This is a genomic window from Streptomyces sp. NPDC045695 (genome assembly GCF_056432025.1).
Genome location: NZ_JBWKJU010000020.1, coordinates 64,977 through 87,566 on the forward strand (window position 1 = coordinate 64,977; position 22,590 = coordinate 87,566).

General features: G+C 72.3%; 17 protein-coding genes. 9 read left to right on the plus strand and 8 right to left on the minus strand.

Annotation, left to right across the window (positions count from 1 at the left end):
* Positions 1 to 326: 326 nt before the first annotated feature.
* Positions 327 to 1,676 carry a dicarboxylate/amino acid:cation symporter gene (locus AC07DU_RS27400; RefSeq protein ID WP_479114218.1) on the plus strand — a complete coding sequence of 450 codons (1,350 nt, stop codon included), beginning with the start codon at positions 327 to 329 and terminating at the stop codon, positions 1,674 to 1,676.
* Between the two features lie 96 nt (positions 1,677 to 1,772).
* Here the strand turns inward: AC07DU_RS27400 and AC07DU_RS27405 are convergent, their stop codons facing one another.
* A complete protein-coding gene (locus tag AC07DU_RS27405) occupies positions 1,773 to 2,078 on the minus strand; it encodes a hypothetical protein (protein WP_360901656.1) in 306 nt (101 codons plus the stop codon).
* Complete coding sequence (sigJ, locus tag AC07DU_RS27410; protein ID WP_479114220.1) at positions 2,075 to 3,028, minus strand: RNA polymerase sigma factor SigJ; 954 nt, start codon at positions 3,026 to 3,028, stop codon at positions 2,075 to 2,077. The genes AC07DU_RS27405 and sigJ overlap by 4 nt, the downstream gene beginning before the upstream one ends.
* Positions 3,029 to 3,226: 198 nt before the next feature.
* Here sigJ and AC07DU_RS27415 point away from each other — a divergent pair, with 198 nt between their 5' ends.
* From AC07DU_RS27415 to AC07DU_RS27430, 4 genes are all read left to right on the plus strand, one after another.
* Positions 3,227 to 3,628 (plus strand): hypothetical protein, encoded by a 402-nt coding sequence (locus AC07DU_RS27415; protein WP_479114222.1) that lies wholly within the window; start codon positions 3,227 to 3,229, stop codon positions 3,626 to 3,628.
* A 259-nt stretch (positions 3,629 to 3,887) separates the two neighbouring features.
* On the plus strand, positions 3,888 to 4,793 hold the full coding sequence (locus AC07DU_RS27420; RefSeq protein ID WP_479114224.1) for a helix-turn-helix domain-containing protein: 906 nt from the start codon (positions 3,888 to 3,890) through the stop codon (positions 4,791 to 4,793).
* 164 nt (positions 4,794 to 4,957) lie between these two features.
* The gene (locus AC07DU_RS27425; protein WP_479114226.1) at positions 4,958 to 6,853 is read left to right on the plus strand and encodes an AMP-dependent synthetase/ligase; all 1,896 of its coding nucleotides are present in this window, start codon (positions 4,958 to 4,960) and stop codon (positions 6,851 to 6,853) included.
* Positions 6,854 to 7,189: 336 nt separating this feature from the next.
* The gene (locus AC07DU_RS27430; protein ID WP_479114228.1) at positions 7,190 to 8,740 is read left to right on the plus strand and encodes an alpha/beta hydrolase; all 1,551 of its coding nucleotides are present in this window, start codon (positions 7,190 to 7,192) and stop codon (positions 8,738 to 8,740) included.
* Positions 8,741 to 8,779: 39 nt separating this feature from the next.
* Here the strand turns inward: AC07DU_RS27430 and AC07DU_RS27435 are convergent, their stop codons facing one another.
* The 4 genes from AC07DU_RS27435 to AC07DU_RS27450 form a co-directional block, all read right to left on the minus strand.
* Entirely contained in the window at positions 8,780 to 9,952 is a 1,173-nt protein-coding gene (locus AC07DU_RS27435) for a lipase family protein (RefSeq protein WP_479114230.1), read from the minus strand.
* 179 nt (positions 9,953 to 10,131) lie between these two features.
* Positions 10,132 to 11,634, minus strand: a complete 1,503-nt coding sequence (locus AC07DU_RS27440) for an MFS transporter (protein ID WP_479114232.1) — start codon at positions 11,632 to 11,634, stop codon at positions 10,132 to 10,134.
* 96 nt (positions 11,635 to 11,730) lie between these two features.
* On the minus strand, positions 11,731 to 12,192 hold the full coding sequence (locus AC07DU_RS27445) for a MarR family winged helix-turn-helix transcriptional regulator (RefSeq protein ID WP_479114234.1): 462 nt from the start codon (positions 12,190 to 12,192) through the stop codon (positions 11,731 to 11,733).
* A gap of 59 nt (positions 12,193 to 12,251) precedes the next feature.
* A complete protein-coding gene (locus AC07DU_RS27450) occupies positions 12,252 to 13,262 on the minus strand; it encodes an AraC family transcriptional regulator (RefSeq protein ID WP_479114236.1) in 1,011 nt (336 codons plus the stop codon).
* 134 nt (positions 13,263 to 13,396) lie between these two features.
* On the opposite strand from AC07DU_RS27450, the gene AC07DU_RS27455 reads away from it, so the two are divergent.
* Both AC07DU_RS27455 and AC07DU_RS27460 read left to right on the plus strand, forming a co-directional pair.
* On the plus strand, positions 13,397 to 15,139 hold the full coding sequence (locus AC07DU_RS27455; protein WP_479114238.1) for an AMP-dependent synthetase/ligase: 1,743 nt from the start codon (positions 13,397 to 13,399) through the stop codon (positions 15,137 to 15,139).
* Between the two features lie 87 nt (positions 15,140 to 15,226).
* Positions 15,227 to 15,775 carry a hypothetical protein gene (locus AC07DU_RS27460; protein WP_479114240.1) on the plus strand — a complete coding sequence of 183 codons (549 nt, stop codon included), beginning with the start codon at positions 15,227 to 15,229 and terminating at the stop codon, positions 15,773 to 15,775.
* Between the two features lie 40 nt (positions 15,776 to 15,815).
* Here AC07DU_RS27460 and AC07DU_RS27465 read toward each other — a convergent pair whose 3' ends face one another.
* Both AC07DU_RS27465 and AC07DU_RS27470 read right to left on the minus strand, forming a co-directional pair.
* Positions 15,816 to 16,838 carry a tyrosinase family protein gene (locus AC07DU_RS27465; protein WP_479114242.1) on the minus strand — a complete coding sequence of 341 codons (1,023 nt, stop codon included), beginning with the start codon at positions 16,836 to 16,838 and terminating at the stop codon, positions 15,816 to 15,818.
* 191 nt (positions 16,839 to 17,029) lie between these two features.
* On the minus strand, positions 17,030 to 17,626 hold the full coding sequence (locus AC07DU_RS27470; RefSeq protein ID WP_479114244.1) for a dihydrofolate reductase family protein: 597 nt from the start codon (positions 17,624 to 17,626) through the stop codon (positions 17,030 to 17,032).
* Positions 17,627 to 17,893: 267 nt separating this feature from the next.
* Here AC07DU_RS27470 and AC07DU_RS27475 point away from each other — a divergent pair, with 267 nt between their 5' ends.
* Together AC07DU_RS27475 and AC07DU_RS27480 are read left to right on the plus strand one after the other, a co-directional pair.
* Positions 17,894 to 20,644 carry a PKD domain-containing protein gene (locus AC07DU_RS27475; protein WP_479114246.1) on the plus strand — a complete coding sequence of 917 codons (2,751 nt, stop codon included), beginning with the start codon at positions 17,894 to 17,896 and terminating at the stop codon, positions 20,642 to 20,644.
* A 284-nt stretch (positions 20,645 to 20,928) separates the two neighbouring features.
* The gene (locus AC07DU_RS27480) at positions 20,929 to 22,578 is read left to right on the plus strand and encodes a lytic transglycosylase domain-containing protein (RefSeq protein ID WP_453375025.1); all 1,650 of its coding nucleotides are present in this window, start codon (positions 20,929 to 20,931) and stop codon (positions 22,576 to 22,578) included.
* Positions 22,579 to 22,590 lie beyond the last annotated feature (12 nt).

Sequence of the window (22,590 nt, forward strand, 5' to 3'; positions counted from 1 at the left end):
CGGGGCGGCGCGGGGAAGGCGGCGCGCTCCTGCCTCAAAGAGTCCCTTTGAGATTCTCAAAGGAGAAGTGTTAGCGTGTTCAACATGTCGACCACAGCTGCGCACCCGATGACCACGAGCGTTCCGCTCGTGGCGCGCCTGCACGTCGACCTCTGCCGCCGCGCGTCCGCGGCCTGTTGCTGTTGAGCTGAATCGATACAGCAGCGGTCCCCGCGTCCCGGCCGGCCCTTTCCGGCTCCTGCCGCGCCGCGTCCCACCGCGTCCCACCGCAGAACTTCCCCCCGTTCGTTCCCCGTTCTTTGTGCGCCCCTCACCGGAGAGTGTCCGTGTCCGCGACATCCGCGTCCCCCCAGGCCCCCGCCCCGGCCCCTGCCAAGGCCTCCTTCACGTTCCCCTTCTGGGCCCAGATCGTCGCCGGTCTCGCGCTCGGCGTCCTCTTCGGGTGGATAGCCCGCAGCCAGGACGTCAGCTGGCTCGGGACCACCCTGGAGAAGACCGGCGACATCTTCATCCAGCTGCTGAAGCTCGCCATCGCCCCGCTCGTCTTCTTCGCGATCCTGGTGTCGATCACCAACCTGCGGAAGGTGAACAACGCCGCGCGGCTCGCCTCCCGGACGCTGCTCTGGTTCATGATCACCTCGCTGATCGCGGTCGGCATCGGCATCGCGATCGGCCTGCTGACCGACCCGGGCTCCGGCACCGGCCTCACCGCGGCCGACGGCAAGGACCCGAAGAAGACCGGCTCCTGGATCGACTTCCTCACCGGGATCATCCCGACGGACATCGTCACGCCGTTCACCCAGCTGAAGGTCCTCCAGATCGTCTTCCTGGCCGTCGTCGCCGGAATCGCCGCCCTCCAGATCGGGGCCAAGGCCAAGCCGGTCCTCGACCTGGCCGAGTCCGCGCTGGAGCTCCTCCAGAAGGCCCTGTGGTGGGTCATCCGCCTGGCCCCGATCGGCACCATCGGCCTGATCGGCACCGCGATCGCCACGTACGGCTGGGACCTGATCGGCAAGTACGCGACCTTCACCGCCGACATCTACATCGGCTGCGCCCTCGTGATGTTCGTCGTCTACCCGCTGCTGCTCGCGACGGTCGCCAAGGTCAGCCCGCTGCAGTTCTTCAAGGGCGCCTGGCCGGCCATCCAGTTGGCCTTCGTCTCGCGCTCCTCGGTCGGCACGATGCCGGTCACCCAGAAGGTCACCGAGCGCCTCGGCGTCCCGAAGGAATACGCGTCGTTCGCCGTCCCGTTCGGCGCCACCACCAAGATGGACGGCTGCGCCGCGATCTACCCCGCGCTCGCCGCGATCTTCATCGCGCAGATCTTCGACGTGCAGCTGGGCATCAAGGAGTACCTGCTCATCGTCTTCGTCTCGGTCATCGGCTCGGCCGCCACGGCCGGTCTGACCGGCGCCACCGTCATGCTGACGCTGACCCTCTCCACGCTGGGCCTGCCGCTGGCGGGCGTCGGCCTGCTGATGGCGATCGACCCGATCCTGGACATGATCCGCACCGCCACCAACGTGGCCGGCCAGGCCCTGGTCCCCGTCATCGTCTCGGCCCGCGAGGGAATCCTGGACAAGGAGGCCTACGCCTCCGCCTCGGTCTCCGCCCTGGACGAGCCGAGCCCGTCGGCGGCGACCGCCACGCCGGAGCCGGTAGCCGTCGCAGCCTGACCTCTGCGTCCGCCTCTGCCTCTGCCTCTACGCCTCTTCCTTGGCCCTGAGCGCGCCGCAGCCCCCGACCCGTCCGGGCGGGGGCTGCGGCGCGTCTCAGACGGTCTGCGCGCGGACGTACGCGAGCGCCGCCAGCAGGAACGGCATGGCGAACCACCACCGGCCCAGGGTCCTGCGGAACACCGGGGTGATGGTGATCAGCAGCCCCACCAGACACAGGAAGACGCAGACCGCGGCCATGAAACGGACGTCCTCCCGCAGCTGGTCGTGCGGCGACTGGGGCTGCATGACCAGGGCGAGGTAACAGGACAACGACGCGGGGAGGTAGACCAGGGCGGCGAGCGGGACGCCCAGGACCCACCGCAGGCAGCCGCGGTCTTCGGGCAGGTCGAGCTCGCTCATCGCACCGCGTCCGGTTCGCTCCGCGGCCACGCCTGGAGCTTCTCCGGGTTGCGGACCGCCCAGATCCGGGCGACGCGGTCTCCGGCGAGGTCGAACGCGGCCACGGTCACCGTGACCCCGCCGTGCTGGGCGACCAGCCCGGGCCGGCCGTTGACGCTCCGCTCCAGGAGGGTCAGTCCGGGGGCCTTGTCGGCGATGTGGATCAGGTACGCGGCGATGTCCTCGCTGCCTTCGACCGGGTGCAGGACGGTACCCACCAGGCCGCCGCCGTCGGCGTTCATCGTGGCGCCGGGGTCGAGGAGGCCGACGAGGGCTTCGATGTCCCGCGCCTCCCACGCCTCCTTGAAGTGCCGCACCAGCGCTGCCTGCCCGGCTGCCGGAGCCGTGGGGGCCTGTGCGGCGCCGGCGCGCCGACGTGCCGAGGACGCCAGCTGCCGACAGGCCGCGGGCGTCCGGCCGACGATGTCTGCGATCTCGGCGAAGGGGTAGCGGAAGACGTCGTGCAGGACGAACGCCACGCGTTCCGCCGGTGTCATCGATTCCAGTACGACGAGGAAGGCCATGTTCACCGACTCGTCCAGGGTGATCCGGTCGGCGGGGTCGGTCCTCGCGTCGACCGCCCGCCCGCTGATCCACTCCGTGTGGTCGGGCAGCGGCTCGGGTATCCAGGTGCCGACGTAGCGCTCGCGCCGGGCGCGCGCCGAGCCGAGCACGTCGAGACAGACGCGGCCCGCGACCTTCGTCAGCCAGGCGGCGGGCGACTCGATGGCCTCCTGCTGCCGGCGCGTCATGGCGTACCAGCGGGTGTACGTCTCCTGGACCGCGTCCTCGGCCTCGGCCAGCGAACCGAGCAGCCGGTAGGCGAGGTTGAGCAGCCTGCGCCGCTCGCTGAGGAGCGCGCTGAGGCCCGGCTCGGGCCGGTCGTGCGCGAGCTCGGGCGTTGTACTCATGGGCGTGGCCGCTCCTTGGCTCTTCTCACCCGCGTCCGCTCGCGCTGTCGGGGCCGAATCGCCGCACGTGACGGTGAGGTCGACACGCCACCTCACAACGCCAGCTCACAACGCCGCCTCACATTTCGCGGGCCTGCGTCGTCGGACTGTCGAGAGACTACCGATCCACCGCCGCGAGGCAGAAGAGGGGGCCGTTCCATGGCCGTTCAGACGACCGCAGTGCCGGGCGGATTCACTTTCGTACGCGTCGCCATCGCCTTGCAGACGATGGCCCTGTTCTTCCAGGCGGCCACCGCCGGGGTGCTGCTGACCTCATCCCACGGCTACGCACTGCACGACGCCGGCTCGAAGGTCATGTACGGGGCGTCGATGGTGTACGTCCTCGCCGCGATCCTGGCGTGGCGGCCCGGCGGCGGCTCGCCCCGCCCCATCCTGCACGCGTCCGGTTTCCTCGCTCTCGCCTCGGTGCAGGTGGTCCTCGGCGTCGCGCACGTGAAGTCGCTCCACGTCCCCCTGGGCATCACGATGTTCGGCCTGAGCATGCTGGCACTGGGCCAGGCGCTGTCGAGCGCCCGCGCCGCCCGCGCCGCCCGGACGTGACCGCTTGCCGCCGGGTCGCGGGGAGCCGGGTCCCGGTGTGCTTAGACGCATAAGGAGCCAAAGAACCGGGGGGAAGAACCAACCAACCCAACCAAACCGGGCGCACGTCGCTCGGATGGGTGAAAGGTGCCAACTGGACTGGATTTCGGCCCGGTTGGCGGGCATATGCTCGCCCCGACAACCGCAGACATGAGACGGCCCCCGGCGGGACTGGCATCCCGGTCGAGGGCCTGACCAACTAGGAAGCAACACCTTCCCGATGGCTCTTGAGCACCCTAGCGCGCCCTCGCGCACCTCGTCCCGTGTTCCCTCCGGGACCCCCCGATCCGGTGTCATCCACGTCAACACGTCGCACACCCGTCACTTCACCGTGGTGGGCAACCACCTCCTCCAGCACCCCGACCTGTCCGCGATGGCGATCGGCGTCGCCGCGTACATCCAGTCGCTGCCGGACGGGGTCCCCGTCGGCATCAAGGCCCTGGCCGGCCGTTTCCCGGAGGGAGAGGTGCGGATCGCCTCCGCCCTGCGGGAGCTGGAGCGGCACGGCTACCTGGAGCGGCGGCGGGAGCGGCTGGAGGGCGGGCGGGTGGTGACCCGGACGTACTCGCACAACAGGCCGGGGGCCGTCGGGCCGGACGGCCCGCCGCTCCCGGAGCCGCCCCCGCCCCCGCCGCGGCCTCCGGTAGGGGAACCCGTAGCGGAGGCCGTACTGGAACCCGTACCGGAGGAGGCTTCCCGGCCTGCGGCGGAACCCCTCGCGCCGCCGTCTGCGGAGCCGCGCCCGCACCCTGAGGCGGTCGGTCTGCTCGCCGGGCTGCGGCGGTACGACCCCCGGCTCCTGCTGTCCGAGCGCGACGTGCAGCGGCTCGCGCCGCGCGCGTCGGTCTGGCTGGAGCGCGGGCTCGACCCCGACGCGGTCGCACGGGCCCTGGCCGCGAACCTGCCCGCGCCCATGCACCATCCCGCCGCCGTGCTCGCGTACCGCCTCACCGCGCTGCTCCCGCCGTGCCTGCCGCCCGCCCCGGCTGCTCCGGCTGCGACGGCGGTCCGGCCGGGCAGACGGCCGGACCCGTTCCAGACCTGCGACGGCTGCGAACGCGCCTTCCGTGCCCCGCACCCGGGCCGCTGCCGTACCTGCTCGGCCGAGGCGCGCGCCGCCGCCTGAGCATCTCGGTCCGGACGTCCGGGATCAGGCAGGGTGCGGTCGGTGCGGGTCGTGTGGAGGAGTCGCGTGGGTTCGGCCCCGCACGGCCGGAGGGCTGGTCAGGGCGGTTACCCCTCCGTAGATTACCGGCGGTAACTCCAGAGTCGAGCCGAGGAGACCCCGCCGTGGAAGCCGAACTGAGGCCGGTCAAGCCCGTCGACACCGTCGAGCCCGTGACGAGGGTCGTCGACGGGGTGGTGCGCGAGGTGCGGGTCCCCGCGCTCGCGCCGGTACCGCAGCAGGGATCCCTCGGGGACATCCCCTTCCAGAACGCCTGGGAGGCCCCCCGCGAGGCGGTGCTCGCCCGTAAGGAGCAGGACGGGAGCTGGCGCGACGTCACGGCCGCCGAATTCGCGGCCGAGGTGCTCGCCGTCGCCAAGGGGCTCATCGCCGAAGGGCTGCGCGAGGGCGACCGGCTGGCCATCATGGCCCGTACGACCTACGACTGGACCCTGCTCGACTTCGCCGGATGGGCCGCCGGGCTGGTCACCGTACCGATCTACCCGACCTCCTCCGCCCTCCAGGCGCGCTGGATCATCCAGGACTCCGGCGCCGTGGCCTGCGCCGTCGAGGACACCGCGCAGGCACGGATGATCAGCAACGAGCGGGCCAACCTGCCCTGGCTGGCGCACCTGTGGGAATTCGACACCGGCGCCGTCGGCCGGCTGGTCAGGGCCGGGGAACACCTCCCCGACGAGGTGGTGCACGAGCGCCGGGCCGCCCGTAGGCCCGACTGCGTCGCGACCCTCATCTACACCTCCGGCACCACCGGGCAGCCCAAGGGGTGCGTGATCACCCACGCCAACTTCTTCGCCCAGGTGGACAATGCGGTGGAGCTGCTGCACCCCGTCTTCAGATCCGTCAGTACGGACCCGGCCTCCACCCTGCTGTTCCTGCCCCTGAGCCACGTCTTCGGGCGGATGGTCGCCGTCGGATGCATGCGGGCGCGCGTGAAGCTGGGGCACGCGCCCAGCATCCGTACCGAGGACCTGCTCGCCGACCTCGCCGGCTTCCGGCCGACCTTCCTGCTGGCCATCCCCTACGTGCTGGAGAAGGTCTACAACACCGCGCGCGCCACCGCCGAGAAGATGGGCCGGGCCTCCTCCTTCGACCGGGCCGCCCGCATCGCGCAGCGCGTCGGCGAGGCGGCGGAGGGCAAGGGCAGGGGCGCCGGTCTGGGGCTGCGCGCCGCGCGGGCCCTGTACGACCCGCTCGTCTACCGGCGGATCCGGGCCGCGCTCGGCGGGCGCGTCCGCTACGTGCTCAGCGGCGGCTCGCCGCTGGGCCGCCGGCTGGCGGCGTTCTACACCGGCGCGGGCATCGAGGTGTTCGAGGGCTACGGCCTGACGGAGACGACCGGCGCGAGCACCGTGACCCATCCGCTGCGGCCCCGGCTCGGCACGGTGGGGTGGCCGCTGCCGGGCACCGCCGTACGGATCGCGGACGACGGGGAGGTGCTGCTGGGCGGCGGGCACGTGTTCGCCGGGTACTGGAACAGCGGGCACGCGCTTCCGGCCGGCAGCTGGCTGGCCACCGGTGACATCGGCGAGCTCGACGCCGAGGGGTACCTCACCATCACCGGCCGCAAGAAGGACCTGATCATCACCTCCGGCGGCAAGAACGTGGCGCCCGCCCCGCTGGAGGACTGGCTGCGGGCCCATCCGCTGGTCGGCCAGTGCATGGTGGTCGGCGACAACCGGCCGTACATCGCCGCGCTGATCACCCTGGAGCCGGACGGGCTCCAGCACTGGCGGCAGATGCACAAGAAGCAGGGCGTGCCGATGCGGGAGCTGGTGCGCGACGAGGAACTGCTGGCGGACCTCCAGCGGGCGGTCGACGAGGCGAACCGGCTCGTGTCGCGGGCCGAGTCGATCCGGCGCTTCGCGGTCCTGCCGGGGGATTTCACGGAGGCGCGCGGCCATGTGACTGCGTCGCTGAAGCTGAGGCGGGGGGCGATCGCGCGGGACTACGCGGACCGGATCGACGAGCTGTACCGCACGCCTGGCGGCGGGCCGGGCTGACGGGCGGGGCGGAGCTGACTGGCGGAGCCGGGCCGCGCCGGGCCGGGCTGGGCCGCGCCGGGCCGGGCTGGGGGGCGGTTGTGGTGGGGCCGGGCGCGCGCCGGGGTGTCTCCTCGGGCGCCGAACGGTTCGGGGGGTCGGGGGGTGCGGCGGTGGTGTGTTCGGCGCCCTGCGGGGACACCCCGGCACACACCCGGCCCCGGGCGGCTTCGGTCTGTATCGGCCGAACGTGGTGGGGGTCGGGGCCCTGCGGGGTGTTGGGCTGGGCGGGCGGGGGGGCCAGAGGCGGTTTAGGGTGGGCTGATGGCTCCGGGGGGTCACCCCGAGGAGGGTGCAGTGCACCGTTCCCGCGCCTCCGCCGCGCTCGCGGCCTGCGCCCTCATAGTGGCCTCGCTGGCCGCCGCGCCCGCGACCGGCGGCGATCCGCTGGCGCGGTTTCACGGGCAGCGGATCCGGTGGGGGGCGTGTGTGGTGGGGCCCGGGGAGAGCGTTCCCCGGGGGATGCGGTGCGGGACGGTTGAGGTTCCGCTCGACTACGCCGCTCCCGCCAAGGGGACGATCACGCTGGCGCTCGCGCGGATCGCGGCCAATGACCGCGCGCGGCGCATCGGCTCCCTGTTGCTGAACTTCGGCGGGCCCGGCAGTCCCGGCGTGGCCGCGCTGGCCGCCGACCCCAAGGCCTTCGCCGCCCTCGGCGAGCGGTACGACCTCGTCGCCTTCGACCCGCGCGGGGTGGGCCGCAGCGGGCCGATCTCCTGCGGCGGCTCGCAGCAGACCGCACAGGAGCCGGCCGGCGAGGACGCCGCCGCGCAGCTGGCCGCCCTGCGCGCCGTGGCCAGGCGCTGCGAGCTCGCCTCCGGCCCCGTGCTCCCGTACGTCGGCACCGTCAACGTCTCCCGCGACATGGACGTGATGCGCCGGGTCCTCGGCGACAGGAAACTCAACTACCTGGGCTTCTCCTACGGCACCCGGCTCGGCGCCGTGTACGCCGCGCAGTTCCCCCGCGACACCGGCCGCATGGTCCTCGACGGAGTCGACACCCTCACCGAACCGCTGGCCGAGCAGGCACTCGTGTCGGCGCGCGGCCAGCAGCGGGCCCTCGAACGCTTCCTGGCCTGGTGCACCCACCAGAAGGGTTGTGTGTATGGGACCAACATCCGCAGCGCCAAAGAGGAGGTCGGCGCCCTGGTGGCGCGGCTCGACAGGGAGCCGCTGGTGGGCCACGACGGCTCGTTCGTGACCGGACAGGACGCCGTCGCCTCGATCTCGCTGGCCCTGTACGCGAAGAGCATGTGGCCCGCGCTCGCCGAGGCGCTGGCGATGGCCGAGCGGGACGGCGATCCGGTGGGGCTGATGCAGCTCGGCGGTCCGGCAGCGCCCTCCGACAGCCGCAGCCGCCGCGAGGGTGCGGGGCGCGCCGCCGGTACGGTGCCGGTGCCCGCCGACAACGGTGAGGCCGCCCTCGTCGCCGTGAACTGCGCCGACGATCCGGACCGCTCCAACGACCGGGCCACCCCGGCCGCCGTGGAGAAGGAACTGGCCGCCCTGGAGGGCGAGTTCCTCCAGGCGTCGAAGATCTTCGGGCCGAGCCAGCTGAGGACCGTGCTCGCCTGCTACGGGCGCCCCGCCGGCACCGACTTCATCCGGAAGATCGACCACCCGGGCGCCCCGCGGATGCTGCTGATCGGCACCCGCGGCGACCCGGCGACCCCGTACGAGTGGACGGAGGAGACGGCGAAGCGGCTGGGCTCCGCGGTGGTCGTGGACTACAAGGGCGACGGGCACACCGGCTACGCGGCCTCCCCGTGCGTACGGGAGTACGCGGACCGCTTCCTGATCGACGGGCGGCTGCCGTCGGGGACGCGGTCCTGCCCCGCCGGAGAGTGAGGGAGAGGGACCCGGCGGGGCGGTGCGGTCGGCGTGCGGTCAGCAGTTGGCGCGGGTCGGGCGCCCGGCGAAGCGGTCCGCGAGCCAGTTCCCGGCCGCCGGCGATTGCGTGATCACGCCGCTGACGTGCTCCCCGACCCAGATGGTGTCGAACTCGACGTTCGCGCCCCTCGCGCACCAGTCGGAGCGCAGCCCGCGGCCCACCGCGTACGGGATCAACTCGTCGCCCAGCGCGTGGTACTGGTACACCGGCGCGGCCGGGGCGGTGCGTCCGAGCCTGCTCCCGTTCAGGCGGGCCTGCCAGTCCGGCTGGGCGAGGGGGTCGCGCGTGGTGAGGTCGGAGATCCGCTTGAAGGAGCCCGCGATCGCGTCGATCGCCACGCAGTTCTCCTTCATGCCGGAGACCAGCAGCCTGCCCGCCGGGTTGAGGTAGGAGTCCAGGTCCAGCTCCGGGAAGGCCGCGTCCTGTCCGGCGGCCGCCATGAAGATGAGCCCGGAGCCGTAGGAGCCGTTGTTGAACTCGGCCACCTTCAGCAGGTCGGCGGGGACCCCGCCGGTCGCCGTGCCCTTCACCTGGAGCTCCGGGGCGTAGGAGCCGTGCAGCTCGGCGGCCCAGCTGCTGGCCTGACCGCCCTGCGAGTAGCCCATGATGCCGACCGGGCCGGTCGGTGACAGCCCCGCCCCGGGCAGGCGCTGGGCGGCGCGCGCGGCGTCGAGGACGGCGTGTCCGGCGGAGGGGCCCACGGTGTAGGTGTGGACGCCCGGGGTGCCGAGGCCCTCGTAGTCCGTGACGACCACGGCCCAGCCGCGCTGGGTCAGCTGCTGGATGAGGTTGGCCTCCATGGCGGTGCCGTTGGGGAGGTTGTTGCTCGGTGCGCAGGAATCGCCGAGGCCGACCGTGCCGACGGCGTACGTGATCAGGGGGCGCGGGCCGGTGCGGCCGTCCTGCGGGACGATCACGGTGCCGGAGACGACGTTGGGGGCGCCGTCGGCGGTGGTGGAGCGGTAGTGGATCTTCCAGGCCTTGGTGTTGGTGGGCTGGCCGGGCAGCGGGTGGAAGGCGGAGGGCGCGCTGCTGACGACGTCGCCGGGCGCGAGCCCGGCCGTGTCGGTGTCCGTGTCGGTGGCCGCGGCGGCGGTGGCGGCGGCGGGGACGCCGGCCGAGAGGGCCAGGGCGGTCACGGCTGCGAGGACGGTGCTTCGCAAACGCATGGGCGGTTCTCCCAGAGGCTCGATGCGTGCGGGGGGTAGGTGAGGTGAAGGTAGTGACCGACCGGTAGGAAGGTCGCTGACCGTGCAGCTCACCTTTCCTGGCCCGGACTCGCACGCCGCCGCGCGCCCGCCGCGCCGATCCGGCGCTCCCACCGGTGTCCACTGGCTCGGCCCTCCGCTCAGCCGTTCGGCTCGGACGTCCGCCGGGGGCGGCGCAGGACCGTGAAGGCGACGGTCAGGGCGGCGACGATGAGCCCGGCGCCGACCGCGAAGGCCAGCTGGTAGCCGCCGGTCAGGGCCTCCGCGGTGGGGCGGCCCGCCGCGGTGAGGGACTCGGTGCGGGAGGCGGCCAGGGTGGAGAGCACCGCGACGCCGAGGGCCATGCCGATCTGCTGGGTGGTGTTGAAGAGGCCGGAAGCCAGGCCTGCGTCCTCCTCCTCGGCGCCGGACATGCCCAGCGAGGTCAGGGCGGGCAGTGCGAGGCCGAAGCCGGCGGCGAGGAGCATCGCGGGGAGCAGATCGGTGAAGTAGTTCACCTGGTCGGCCCGGCCGGGCAGCCGGGTCAGCAGGCCGAGCACACCGACGAGGAGCATCAGACCGGTGAGCAGGACATCGCGCTCGCCGAAGCGGGCGACCAGGCGGGCCGAGGCCCCCAGGGAGACCGCCCCGATGACGACCGCGGCGGGCAGCATGGCGAGTCCGGTCCGGGCGGCGCCGTAGCCGAGCACGTTCTGCATGTAGAGCGTGACGAAGATCTGGAAGGAGAAGAGCGCGGCGATCATCAGCATCTGGACCAGGTTCGCCCCGGAGACGCTGCGGGAGCGGAAGACGCGCAGCGGCATGAGCGGGTTCTCGGCGGTGGCCTGGCGGACGAAGAAGCCGGCGATCAGGGCGAGCGCGAGGCCCCCGAAGCCGATCGTGCGGGCCGAAGCGGCCCCGTACTCCTCGATCTTGACGACCGCGTAGATGCCGAGCATCAGGCCCGAAGTGACCAGCAGTGCGCCGAGGGTGTCCGGTCCGGCCTTCGGGCCGAGGCGGCGGTCGCCCGGCAGGGCGGGCACGGCGAAGAAGACCGCCGCGACGCCGATGGGCAGGTTGATGAAGAAGATCCAGTTCCAGGTGAGCGCGTCGGTGAGGACACCGCCCAGTACCTGCCCGATCGAGGCGCCGGCTGCCCCGGTGAAGCTGAACACCGCGATGGCCTTGGCCCGTTCGCGCGGCTCGGTGAAGAGGGTGATGAGGATGCCGAGGCTGACGGCCGAGGCCATCGCGCTGCCGACGCCCTGGAGGAAGCGGGCGGCGATCAGGATCCCGGGGGAGGCGGCGACGCCCGCGAGCAGGGAGGCGGCGGTGAACACGCCGGTGCCGGCGAGGAACATCCGCTTGCGGCCGATCAGATCGCCCAGGCGCCCGACGAGGAGGAGCAGCGAACCGAAGGCGATGAGGTAGGCGTTGACCACCCAGCTCAGCCCGGCCGGGGTGAAGCCGAGGTCGCTCTGTATGGCCGGCATGGCGACGGTCACGATGCTGCCGTCGAGGACGGTCATCAGCATGCCGGTCGCGAGAACGCCCAGGGCGAGCCAGCGCGAGCGGGAGGGAGCGGCCGGAGAGGTAACGGCGGCGGAGGGAGCGGCCGTGGAGGTGGGAGTGGCCGTGGAGGACGGTGCGGTGGCGGCAGGCATTGCGGTCTCTCCTGTCATGGACTGGGCAACAGGAAAGACCGTAGCAGATAGTTTTGTTGCAGACTATCTTTTACGGATCGAGTGGTCCGCGGGCTGCTACCCCTTCTGGCGTGCCCTCCGGGCCGTCCGAGGGCCCTCCACCGGCGTCTCCAGATGCCCCCTGGCCAGGCGGTTCAGCGCACGGATCAACACGTCGCGCTCGTCGTCGGGCAGGGAGCCGAGGGTGCTCCCGTGGACGCGGTCGACGATCTTCTGGCTCTCCTTGGCGACCTTCGCCCCCTCCTCGGTCACCGCGATGATCCGCGCCCGCCGGTCGGCGCCGGACGGCTTGCGCTCGGCCAGGCCGGCCTTTTCCAGGGCGTCGACGGTCACCACCATCGTCGTCTTGTCCATGTCCCCGATCTCGGCGAGCTGCGCCTGGGTGCGCTCCTCCTCCAGGGCGTGGACGAGCACGCAGTGCATCCGCGGGGTCAGTCCGATCTCGCCGAGCTGGGCACTCATCTGGGTGCGCAGTACGTGGCTGGTGTGGTCCAGGAGGTAGGACAGGTCCGGTGTCATAAGGTCAGGGTAGCGAAATCGATCCGTCGCGGATTATCAGGAAGCGGATGACCTGGCGCTCAGCCACCCGAAGCGATGCGGTACGCCCCCGGCGTCGTTCCCGTCCAGCGCCGGAACGCCCGGTGGAAGGCGGTGTCCTCCGAGAAGCCCAGCCGCGCGGCGAGCTCGGCGATCGGCTCGCCGCTCTCGGCCAGGCCCGCGATCGCCGCATCGCGCCGCACGTGGTCCTTCAGCTCCTGGAAGGACGTGCCCTCCTGCCGCAGCCGGCGCCGCAGCGTCGCCGGGGACACCGCCAGCCGCGCGGCCACCTCCCCGAGTGCGGGCAGCCGCGGCGACGTGCGCAGCCGCTGGGTCAGGGTCCGGCGTACCTGCTCCGCGACCGTGGTCCCGTACTCCGGGCGCGACAGCAGGTCGAAGGGGGCGCGGCGCAGCATCGCGTCGAGCGCGGCCTCGTCCCGTACGAGCGGCGCGGTCAGCCAGTGCGCGTCGAAGGCGGCGCCCGTACGGTCCTGCCCGAAGCGGACCGGGCAGTCGAAGAGGACCTCGTACTCGTCCTCGTGCGGCGGCGGGGGATAGGCGAAGTCGGCGTGCGCGAGCGGGATCCGGCGCCCGATCAGCCAACTGCTCAGCCGGTGCCAGATCGCGAGCACGCACTCGGTCAGGAACCGGTCCTCGTCCCGGGCGAACGCGTTGCGCACGGTGAACCGGGCCTCGTCTCCCTCGACTTCGAGCGCCAGCTCGGGTCCGCCCGGGAACAGCCCGTAGAAGACGGCCGCGCGCTCCATGGCCGCGCCCAGATCACCGCAGCCCAGCGAGGCGTAACACATCATCGCGAAGGTGCCGGGGCGGCTCGGGACCGGGCTCAGCGCGAGGAACTCGTCCTGCGTGGTCCGGTACAGCGCCCGGAAGAGGCGGGCGAACTGCGCGGGCGTGATCCGCGCCCGGTCGTCGCCCAGCAGCAGCGGAGGGATCTGCGCCTCCTGGAGCAGCGGCACGGTGTCGATGCCGCTGGCGCGGGCCCCCGCGAGCAGGGCGCGCACATGGTGCACGGTGATCGTCCGCCTTCCCATGGCTCCGACGGTAGCCCCAATGAGCGCTGCGGTCAGCGGGGGTGACGCTTCCGGTCATGCCGCCGGGCCCTGCGGCTGCCTAGCGTCGGACCGGACGGGGCTCATCGGGGTCACCCATACCGGGAGGGCGGGCGATGGACGTTCGACCGAGCACGCTGGCGGTGTTCACCCAGTGGACGCAGGAGCGGTACGGGCCGCAGAGCGCCCTGCGGTTCCGCGCGCCCGACGGCGCGGACGGGCCGTGGCGGACCCGTACGTACGAGGAACTGGGCGCGGAGGTCCGGGCCGTCGGGCGCGCGCTGATCGGCCTGGGCGTGGCCGCCGGGGAGCGGGTCGCCGTACTGGCGCAGACCCGGCCGCAGTGGACGTACACGCACTTCGGGCTGCTGGCGGCGGGGGCGGTCCTCGTCCCCGTGTACCCGACGGCGGGGGAGGCGGAGGTCGCCTGGGTCCTGTCCGACTCGGAGTCGGTGGTCGTGGTCTGCGACGACGGACCGCAGGCGGAACGGGTCGAGGCGCTGCGCGGTGCGGGCGGGCTGCCCGCCCTGCGCGCGGTCGTGCTGATGGACGAGCTGCCCGCCCTGCCGAAGGGGCCCGAGTCCGAACTCCTCGCCCGGGCGGCGGCCGTGACCCCCGACGCGGACGCGGCGATCGTCTACACCTCGGGCACGACGGGCGTGCCGAAGGGCTGCCGCCTCACCCACGGGAACCTGGGCGCGATCCAGGACGCCACCCTCCCGCTGATGACGGGCGGGCCGGGGGACAGGACGTACCTGTACCTGCCGCTCGCGCACATGCTCGCCCAGATGATCCAGTACACGACGCTGCTGCAGGGCGGGGAGCTGTGCTACTTCGGTGGTCGGATCGAGGACGTGCTCGCGGAGCTGGTCGTCATCTCGCCGACCCATCTCCCGTCCGTGCCACGGCTGTTCGAAAAGCTGCATGCGGTGGTGCTCTCGCTGGCTGAGTCCGAGGAGGGCGGGCGCGAGCGCTTCGAGGAGGCGGTACGGGTGGGGGTGCTGGCGGCGGCCGGCCGGCTGCCGGATGCCCTGCGGTCGGACTGGGAGGCGGCGGAGAAGACCCTCTACGCGCCCGTCCGGGACGCGTTCGGGGGCCGGCTGACGTGGGCACTCACCGGCGGCGCCCCGATCGCCCCGGCCACCCTGGACTTCCTGCGGGCCTGCGGGATCTCCGTGTTCGAGGGGTACGGGATGACGGAGTCGGGCGGCGTCATCTCCCTCAACCACCCCGGCGCGGTGCGTTACGGGTCGGTGGGCCGCCCGATCGAGGGCTGCGAGGTCCGGATCGCGCAGGACGGGGAGGTGCTGGCGCGGGGGCCGATGGTGTTCCCGGGCTACCACGCGAACGCGGCGGCGACGGCGGAGGTGCTGGACGGGGACGGCTGGCTGCACACCGGAGACCTGGGAAGGCTGGACGCCGACGGCTTCCTGCACATCACCGGCCGCAAGAAGGAGTTGATCATCACCTCGGCGGGCAAGAACCTCACCCCGACCGAGGTCGAATTCGCCCTCCAGCAGTCGGGCTACGTCTCCCGCGCGGTGATGATCGGCGACCGCCGTCCGTACCCGGTCGCCCTGATCACCCTGGACGCGGAGGAGATCGCCGCCTGGGCCGAGCGCGAGGGACTCGACCCGGGTCCCGCCCCGGCCGCGCACCCGGCGGTCCGCGCCCTGATCGAGGCGGCGGTCGAGCGCGCCAACGCCACGGTCTCCCGCCCGGCGCGCATCCGCGCCTTCCACATCCTCCCGGAGGACCTCACGATCGCGGCGGGCACGCTGACCCCGACGCTGAAACTCCGGCGGGGCGCGGTGGCGGAGCGGTACGCGACGGAGATCGCGGGACTGTACGGGGGGTAGGGCCAGACACCCCCTACCGCCCGCGGCCCCGCACCGCCGTTAGTCCCGTCGCGCCCGGGGGTATCGGCAGCAGGGAAGGGGGCCGTGATGCGGGGTGGGGTGCGGAAGCTGGGGCGCGGGGCGGCCGCGGTGGGGGCGGTGGTGACGCTCGGGGTGGCCGGATGGCTGACGTGGCTGCTACCCGGACCGCAGATCGCCGCCGTGGTGGGTGTGGGCGCCGTGGACGGGGTCGTCTCGGTGCACGAGTGCCACGAGGGGACGGACGCCGAGGGGTACACGACCGGAACGGACTGCACGGGGTGGTACGCGTCCCGGCGCCCCGGTGAGGCGGAGCGCGAGATCGTGCTGGCCACCGCCGCCGAGGACTACCGGCCGGGGACCGAGGTGGAGGTGCGGACCGCGCGGGGCCGGGCGTACGAGCTGTCCGGGACCGCCGTGGCCAACTTCGGGACCGGCGCCGGGCTGCTCCTCGTGCCGTTCCTGACGCTGGCCGCCTGGCTGACGGCCTGTGCGCGGCACGGGCGCGTCGAGAACGGCGAGGGGTACTTCTTCGCCGCGCTGGCCGGGATGGTCGCCGTCCTGGTGCTGGGCATGGCGGCTGGCGCCCTCGTCGGGATCGGGACGTTCGTCTTCTGATGTCCCCTGACGTCCTGACGTCCTGACGTCATCTGGCCGGCTAGTAGGAGTACCCGAGTTGGCTGATGTCGTTCACGTCCTCGGTGGAGTAGATCGTGGGGTCGAGATAGGCGTCGACCCCGCTGACGTTCGGCTTCCCCGCATGGGTCAGCTGCCAGGTGTCCCAGATGCGGTCCACGTTGGCGTGCAGCAGCCAGAAGATCGGGTCCTTCGCGGCCAGGGCGATGTCGCTGATGGTGCCGTTGCACCAGTTGTGCACCCCGTTGTGGGCGTCGAACTCCAGACTCGTCGTGAAGTCCGTGTACGTCGACTTGAGGAGGATCGTGTCGATCGTGGCCTGATCGGGGAGGGACCCGCCCTGCTCGCCCGGTGGGTGGCGCTCGACGTCCGGCGGCTGCCAGACCCAGTCGGGTCGGCTGTGGTCGTTCGCGAAGTCCCAGTAGGGCACCCTGAGGGTCGGGTGCGTCGTGCGCAGGAACTCCTCCAGCCCGAAGACGTAGATCCGGTGCCACGGCAGGAACCGCTGGGTACCGGCGGGGCCGACGTGAGCCATGGTGTGCATGCGGTGGCTCATGTCCTCGTGCCAAGCGGCGAGCCACGGGTAGTCACCCCGGGCGTACGCGGCCTTCAACGCGTCGTTGAACTCCTTGCGCCCAGAAGCGCCCAGGTCCCTGTGGTCGAGGCGCGTACGCCTCAACGACTGGATCAGGACGTCCAGCCAGTCGTGCGCCGCGAGCCGTGCCCGGGGGCCGCGCGTCTCGACCTTGAAGTCGGTGGAGGTCCGCTCCGCGAACCTGCCCCCGAGGCGCACCAGGGGATTGGCTGCCGTAGCGACCGGCTCCCGCTCCTGCTCCTGGTCCCTCACATAGCGGGCGAGGCGCAAGGAGAGTTGCTCCGGATCGATCGCTCCGTCGGCCCGCCATTGCCTCCGCATGCCGGCCAGGTCCTCGCGGGTGGGGAAGCGCATCCCGCCGGCCGCGTTCCCGTGCCCGTCTGCGTCGTGCTGGTGGCGCGTGCCGTCTTCCGTGGCCTTCGCTCGGTCCTTCGAGGACTTCAGGATCATGACTGCCGTTCCTTCCCGGCGCGGAGGCCCGGCCGTCACCATCACCGCGTCGGCCTCGTCAGGCGGAGCGGCTGGACCTGCCTGCCCCTCCCCCACCCTGCGAGCGGCCCCGCCCCCCCGGCAAGCCCGGCGAGTCCATAGGGGTGGACCGCTCTTGCCGGACCCGGTTGAAGGCTGGGTCGACGGACGCCTCAGCCGGTGTGGGCCGGCCGGTAGGTGCAGACGTGGACGCCCGTGGAGCTGGTGGTCGTGGAGACCAGTTCGAGGGCGCGCAGCCCACCGTCCTCGGGGAAGATCGACTTACCGCCGCCGAGGAGCACCGGGATGATCATCAGGTTGAGCTCGTCGACCAGGCCCTCGGTGAGCAGGCTGCGCACGAGCGTGGGGCTGCCCATGACCGCCAGGTCGCCGCCCTCGCGCTCGCGCAGCTCGCGGATGCGGGCGAGGGTCCGGTCGCCGGGGATGCGCGTGGTGTTGTTCCACGTCAGGTCCTCGTCGCCCAGGGTGCCGGTCACGACGTACTTCCGGATCGAGTTCATGTGGTCGGCGAAGGGGTCGCCGGCCCGCTCGGGCCAGGCCGCGGCCATCGTCTGCCAGGTGCGGCGCCCGAACAGCAGGGCCTCGGTCTTCTTCGTCGCCTCACTGATGGCACCGCCCATCACCTCCGGGTCGAAGAAGGGGTGCGACCAGCCGCCGTGCGCGAAGCCGCCGTCCCGGTCCTCGTCGGGGCCGCCCGGGGCCTGGACGACGCCGTCGAGGCTGATGAACTCGCTGATGACGATGCGCACGTGAATCGCTCCTCTGGTCCGTTGCGGTGTGTACGCAAAGAAGACCGCCGGGCTCCCCGAAAGTCATCGGTGCTTCTGGGCCGTGTCGCAGTGATGTGGATCACATCGACCTCCCTGTCCGCCGTGGCCGGTTTCCGGTGGATGATGATCCAAGTCGCCGCGGGTCGCGGGCGCCCGACTGTCGCTGGGGGAACAGGACGTCTACCAGTCGTGCGGCGCCGCTCCCGTCGTGGCTGCCCGTCACTTCTGGTTGAAGGAAACCCCCTGTTGCGTCCCACTCGTGCGACGGTCCTGCTCACCGCAGGTCTCGTCGCCCTCCTCGGTGTTCCGGCCGCCGCGGCCGCCGATGCGCCGACCAGCCTGTACGTCAACCGCACCCAAGGTTCCAACTGCACGGACAGCGGCGCCGGCTCGCAGGCCGCGCCCTTCTGCACGATCTCGGCCGCGGCCAAGGTCGTACAGCCGGGGCAGACCGTGCGGATCAAGCCGTCCGTGTACAACGAGGCCGTCACCCTCAATCGTTCCGGGGAGCCCGGCAAGCCGATCGCCTTCGTCTCCGACGGGTCGGATCACACCGAGCAGGCGGAGCTGGGGACGGACAAGGCCCTGACCGTCACCGGCGCCTCCCACGTGGTGGTCCGCGGGCTGCGCACCCACGCCGGCGTCAAGGTCACCGGGTCCGCCGACATCGAGTTGGACCGGATGTACTCCACCGGTCCGTACATCGCCGTCGCGATCGACGGCGGCAGCACGGACGTGCGCCTCACCCGGAGCCGGGTGACCACCACCGTCCAGATCGAGGGCGGGGCGCGGGGCACCGTGCTGAGCCGCAATGTGCTCCACGGCTACATCGAAGGCGCGGTCGCCGCGTACGACGCACCCGGCACGATCGTCACGAACAACACGATCTACCTCGATTGCGAGGCGGCCGTCTCGCTCGACGGCGCGTCGTCCGGTTCCGGCGTGTTCAACAACGTGATCTCCGCCCGGGCCGCGACCGCGTGCCCGACGCCTGATCCGCGGCACGGCATCGCGGTGGCGCCGAGCGCGACGGCGGGCACTCGCGTCGACTACAACCTGTACGCCGGCCGCTCCGAGGGCGACCGGACGGCCTACAAGTGGGCCGGCACCGCCTACGCGACCCAGGCGGCCTTCCTCGCCGCCACGGGCCAGGGCGCGCACGACCTCCTGGTCCCGACGCTCCAGCAGCAGGACGGGGAGGAGGTGGCCGGCGCGGCCGCGATCGACTCCGGGGACCCGACGGCTCCCGGCGTGCTGCCCACCGACTACGGCAACCAGCCCATCGCGGACGACCCGCGCGTGCCCAACACCGGCAAGAACGGCGGGTACATCGACCGCGGTCACATGGAGACCCAGGACGACCTCCGGGGCGTGCGGCTGGTGCTTGAGCAGGACTGGGCGCCGGTCGGCACCACGGTGAAGGCGATAGCCTCCCCGGACAGCACCTGGTTCACGGGGCGCACCTACCGCTACGACTTCGGCGACGGTACGGCCCCGGTCGTCACCCAGAAGCTGACCGCCGAGCACGTCTACGGCTCGCCGTGCGAATGCATGGTCAAGGTGACCACGGTCAACGGAGTCGGGCAGGAGTTCTCCTCGGAGAAGACGGCCAAGGTGACCGCGGTCGGCCCCCTGACGGCGGGCTTCACGGCCACGCCGGTGCTGCCGACCACGGACAACCCGATGGAGTTCATCGCCCCGCTGACCGTCGCGATCGACCCCCGGCCCGCCACCGCGGCGACGTGGCCGGTGCAGCGCGTGGCAGTCGACTTCGGTGACGGTACCTACGATCACAGCGACCACATGGACCGCGCCTACTCCCACACCTACAGCCAGCCCGGCGACTACAAGGTGACGGTCTCCCTGCAGGACTCCAAGGGTGCGCAGTCGACGGTCAGCAAGACCGTACGGGTCGACTACACCGCCTCCGGGTACGTGGCCACCGAGCCGTTCCGCGTGCTGGACACCCGCACCACCGGCACCCCGCTTCAGGGCGGCAGCGCGACCCCCGTCACCCTGCCCGCGGGCTTCGCGCAGGGCCACGCCCTGTCCGGCAGCATGGCCGCGGCCGTCCTGAACGTGACGGTCACCGAGGCCACCCAGGAGACCCACCTGAACGTCTGGCCCGCGGGCCAGACGCGTCCGGCCACCTCGAACGTCAACGTCAAGGCGGGCGGCACCGCCTCCAACACGGTCACCGTTCCCGTCGCCGCCTACGGCAAGGTGCTGGCCCAGCTGAACGCCGGACGCGCCCACCTCGTCGTCGACTTCGTCGGCTACTACCAGCCCAACATCGGGCAGCGGTTCAGCCCGATCACCCCGACCCGCGTCACCGACACCCGCACCGCGGGCGGCGCGCTGGGCGGCGGGCAGACCCGCACCGTCAAGGTCGCCGGTGTCAACGGCGTTCCCGCCGACGCCGCCGCCGTCGCGCTGAACCTGACGAGCACCGGGACCACGGCCAACACGCACGTGATCGCCTACCCGGACCCGGCGAAGCGGCCCACCACCTCGAACCTGAACCCGGAGCCGGGCAAGGACAAGTCCAACCAGGCCATCGTCCCGGTCGGCCCGGACGGCACCATCACCCTGTACAACAACTCCGGTTCGACGCACCTGATCCTGGACGCGGTCGGCTACTACGGCAAGGACGGCAAGGCCCTCTTCACCCCGGTCGTCCCCAACCGCCTCGCCGACACCCGCACCACCGGCAAGCTCGCCCCGGGCGCCACCACGACCGTCACCGGTCTGCCCGCCCACGCCATCGGCGCGGCCCTGAACGTCACCGCGACCGAGACCACCGGCGCCGGCTTCCTCACCGTCCACGGGTACGGGACCGCCCGCACCGACGCGAGCAGCCTCAACACCCTGCCCGGGGCGACCATCCCCAACCACGTCATCACCCCTGCCGGTGAGGGCAAGGTCAGCATCTTCAACAGCTGGGGCGGCAGCAACCACGTGATCACCGACCTGCTCGGCTACTTCACCCAGGGCTAGGGCCGCCGTACCGCACCGCCCGGAGCCCCGGTCACCGCGAAGAGCGGCGGCCGGGGCTCCTTGGTGCCAGGGGGGCCGTCCAAACCGGCGGCCACCGGGGTAATCCGGGCAGGGAGTTGGGCGCGCTGTTCGTTCTGTCACGAGATGCGGGTGAAGCTGAGACGAATGGTGCGTCACATCTGCCGGGTGGACGGCGAGTCCCCTGCGAAGACCTGATAGACAGTGGATATTCACGGTCAGTCCGGCCGTACGCCTTTGACGGCTCCTGGGGGGATCGCCGCACTGTGAAGCCGCTTCACCGTCACCTCGTCAACACCTCGCGCAAGGTCCTGTGCACGGCCGCACTCGCGGCCAGCCTGACCACCGCCGCGGTCGTGACCAGTCCGTCGACCGCCGACGCGGGAGAGTCCGAGCCCACTCCGGACAGTCCGCAGGCCGCCGACCGCGGTGACGCCCGGCTGGACCTGCCCGACATCGTCGCCGACCCGCCCCCGGCGGGGACGGGCGCGCCGGAGGGTGCGAGCGGGATACCCGCGACCGCCCTCGACGCCTACCACCGCGCCGAGGTGGCGGTGGCGGCCGCGCTGCCCGGCTGCAAGCTGCCCTGGCAGCTGCTCGCGGGCATCGGCCGCGTCGAGTCCGTCCACGCCTCCGGCTACGGGCTCAAGGCCGACGGCTACACCGAGAAGCCGATCCGCGGCCCCCGCCTCGACGGCAACGGCTTCGCCGAGGTCCGCGACACCGACAAGGGCGAGTGGGACGCGGACGCGGTGTACGACCGGGCCGTCGGCCCGATGCAGTTCATCCCCTCCACGTGGGCGACGTGGGGCGCCGACGGCAACGGCGACGCCAAGCGCGACCCGAACAACATCTACGACGCGGCGCTGGGCGCGGGCCTCTACCTGTGCGCGGGCGACCGGGACCTGTCGAACCAGGGCAAGCTGGACGCGGCGATCCTGAGCTACAACAACTCGCGCGAGTACGTGAACACCGTGCTCGGCTTCATGCGCCAGTACCAGAACGGCGGCGCGGCCGAGGTCCCGAACCCGCCCGCGGGCAACTACCCGCCGGCGCAGCCGGGCACCCGGCCCACCCCGCCGCAGACGCCGTACACGCCGAGCCCGGCTCCCAAGCCGAAGCCGACCCCGACGCCGACCCCCACGCCGACCCCGACCCCCACCCCGACCCCGACCCCGACCCCGGAGAAGCCCGCTCCGCACCTCCAGGACCTGACGGTGCTCGACGGGCCCGGCCTCACGGCCGAGGCCGGAACGGCCTTCACCGTGGTCCCGCGGGTCAAGCTGGTCCTCAGCGACGGCAAGCCCGCCGCCGGCCGGGACGTGATCTTCACGGTGGAGGAGGACGCCACGGGCACCCTCTTCGGCTCGGAGAAGTCCGTGTCGGTCAAGGCGGACGCCGACGGCATCGCGGCCGCGCCCGGCCTGAAGGCGGGCGCCACCCCGGGTACCTTCACGCTGCGCGCCTCGGCCTACGACACCACGAGCAGGCTCACGGTGAACTTCGAGGGACGCGTCACGGCTCCGGTCGCCGACCTGCTGTCCCGCCCGGACGGCTCGAAGCCGCTGGAAGCGGTCGCCGGTACGAGCATCAAGGGCGTCGAGGTCTTCGCCACGGCCAAGGGCAAGGCGGCCGCGGTCGCCGGCGTAGTGGCCGGGCTGGGCGAGGAGAAGGACGGCACGTGGGTGCCGGCCGACCCGGCGACCGCGAAGGGGCCGTACTTCAAGGACGAGACCGGCAAGAAGGTCTACACCGTCCCGCTGGCCAAGACCGGCGCCGACGGCCGGATCGTCCTGCCGGAGCTCTTCACGGACGCCGGCCTCGCCCCGGGCACCTACCAGCTGCGCCTGGCCACCCCGCAGGGAGTGACCCTGATCCTGTCGATCACGATCACAGCACCGGCCGCCCCGAACTAGGCCCAGGCTCCG

Excerpts from the sequence above, each read along its gene's own strand:
- AC07DU_RS27405 (WP_360901656.1), bottom strand. The coding sequence starts at position 2,078 with ATGAGCGAGCTCGACCTGCCCGAAGACCGCGGCTGCCTGCGGTGGGTC.
- sigJ (WP_479114220.1), bottom strand. The coding sequence starts at position 3,028 with ATGAGTACAACGCCCGAGCTCGCGCACGACCGGCCCGAGCCGGGCCTC.
- AC07DU_RS27415 (WP_479114222.1), top strand. The coding sequence starts at position 3,227 with ATGGCCGTTCAGACGACCGCAGTGCCGGGCGGATTCACTTTCGTACGC.
- AC07DU_RS27420 (WP_479114224.1), top strand. The coding sequence starts at position 3,888 with ATGGCTCTTGAGCACCCTAGCGCGCCCTCGCGCACCTCGTCCCGTGTT.
- AC07DU_RS27435 (WP_479114230.1), bottom strand. The coding sequence starts at position 9,952 with ATGCGTTTGCGAAGCACCGTCCTCGCAGCCGTGACCGCCCTGGCCCTC.
- AC07DU_RS27440 (WP_479114232.1), bottom strand. The coding sequence starts at position 11,634 with ATGCCTGCCGCCACCGCACCGTCCTCCACGGCCACTCCCACCTCCACG.
- AC07DU_RS27445 (WP_479114234.1), bottom strand. The coding sequence starts at position 12,192 with ATGACACCGGACCTGTCCTACCTCCTGGACCACACCAGCCACGTACTG.
- AC07DU_RS27450 (WP_479114236.1), bottom strand. The coding sequence starts at position 13,262 with ATGGGAAGGCGGACGATCACCGTGCACCATGTGCGCGCCCTGCTCGCG.
- AC07DU_RS27455 (WP_479114238.1), top strand. The coding sequence starts at position 13,397 with ATGGACGTTCGACCGAGCACGCTGGCGGTGTTCACCCAGTGGACGCAG.
- AC07DU_RS27460 (WP_479114240.1), top strand. The coding sequence starts at position 15,227 with ATGCGGGGTGGGGTGCGGAAGCTGGGGCGCGGGGCGGCCGCGGTGGGG.
- AC07DU_RS27465 (WP_479114242.1), bottom strand. The coding sequence starts at position 16,838 with ATGATCCTGAAGTCCTCGAAGGACCGAGCGAAGGCCACGGAAGACGGC.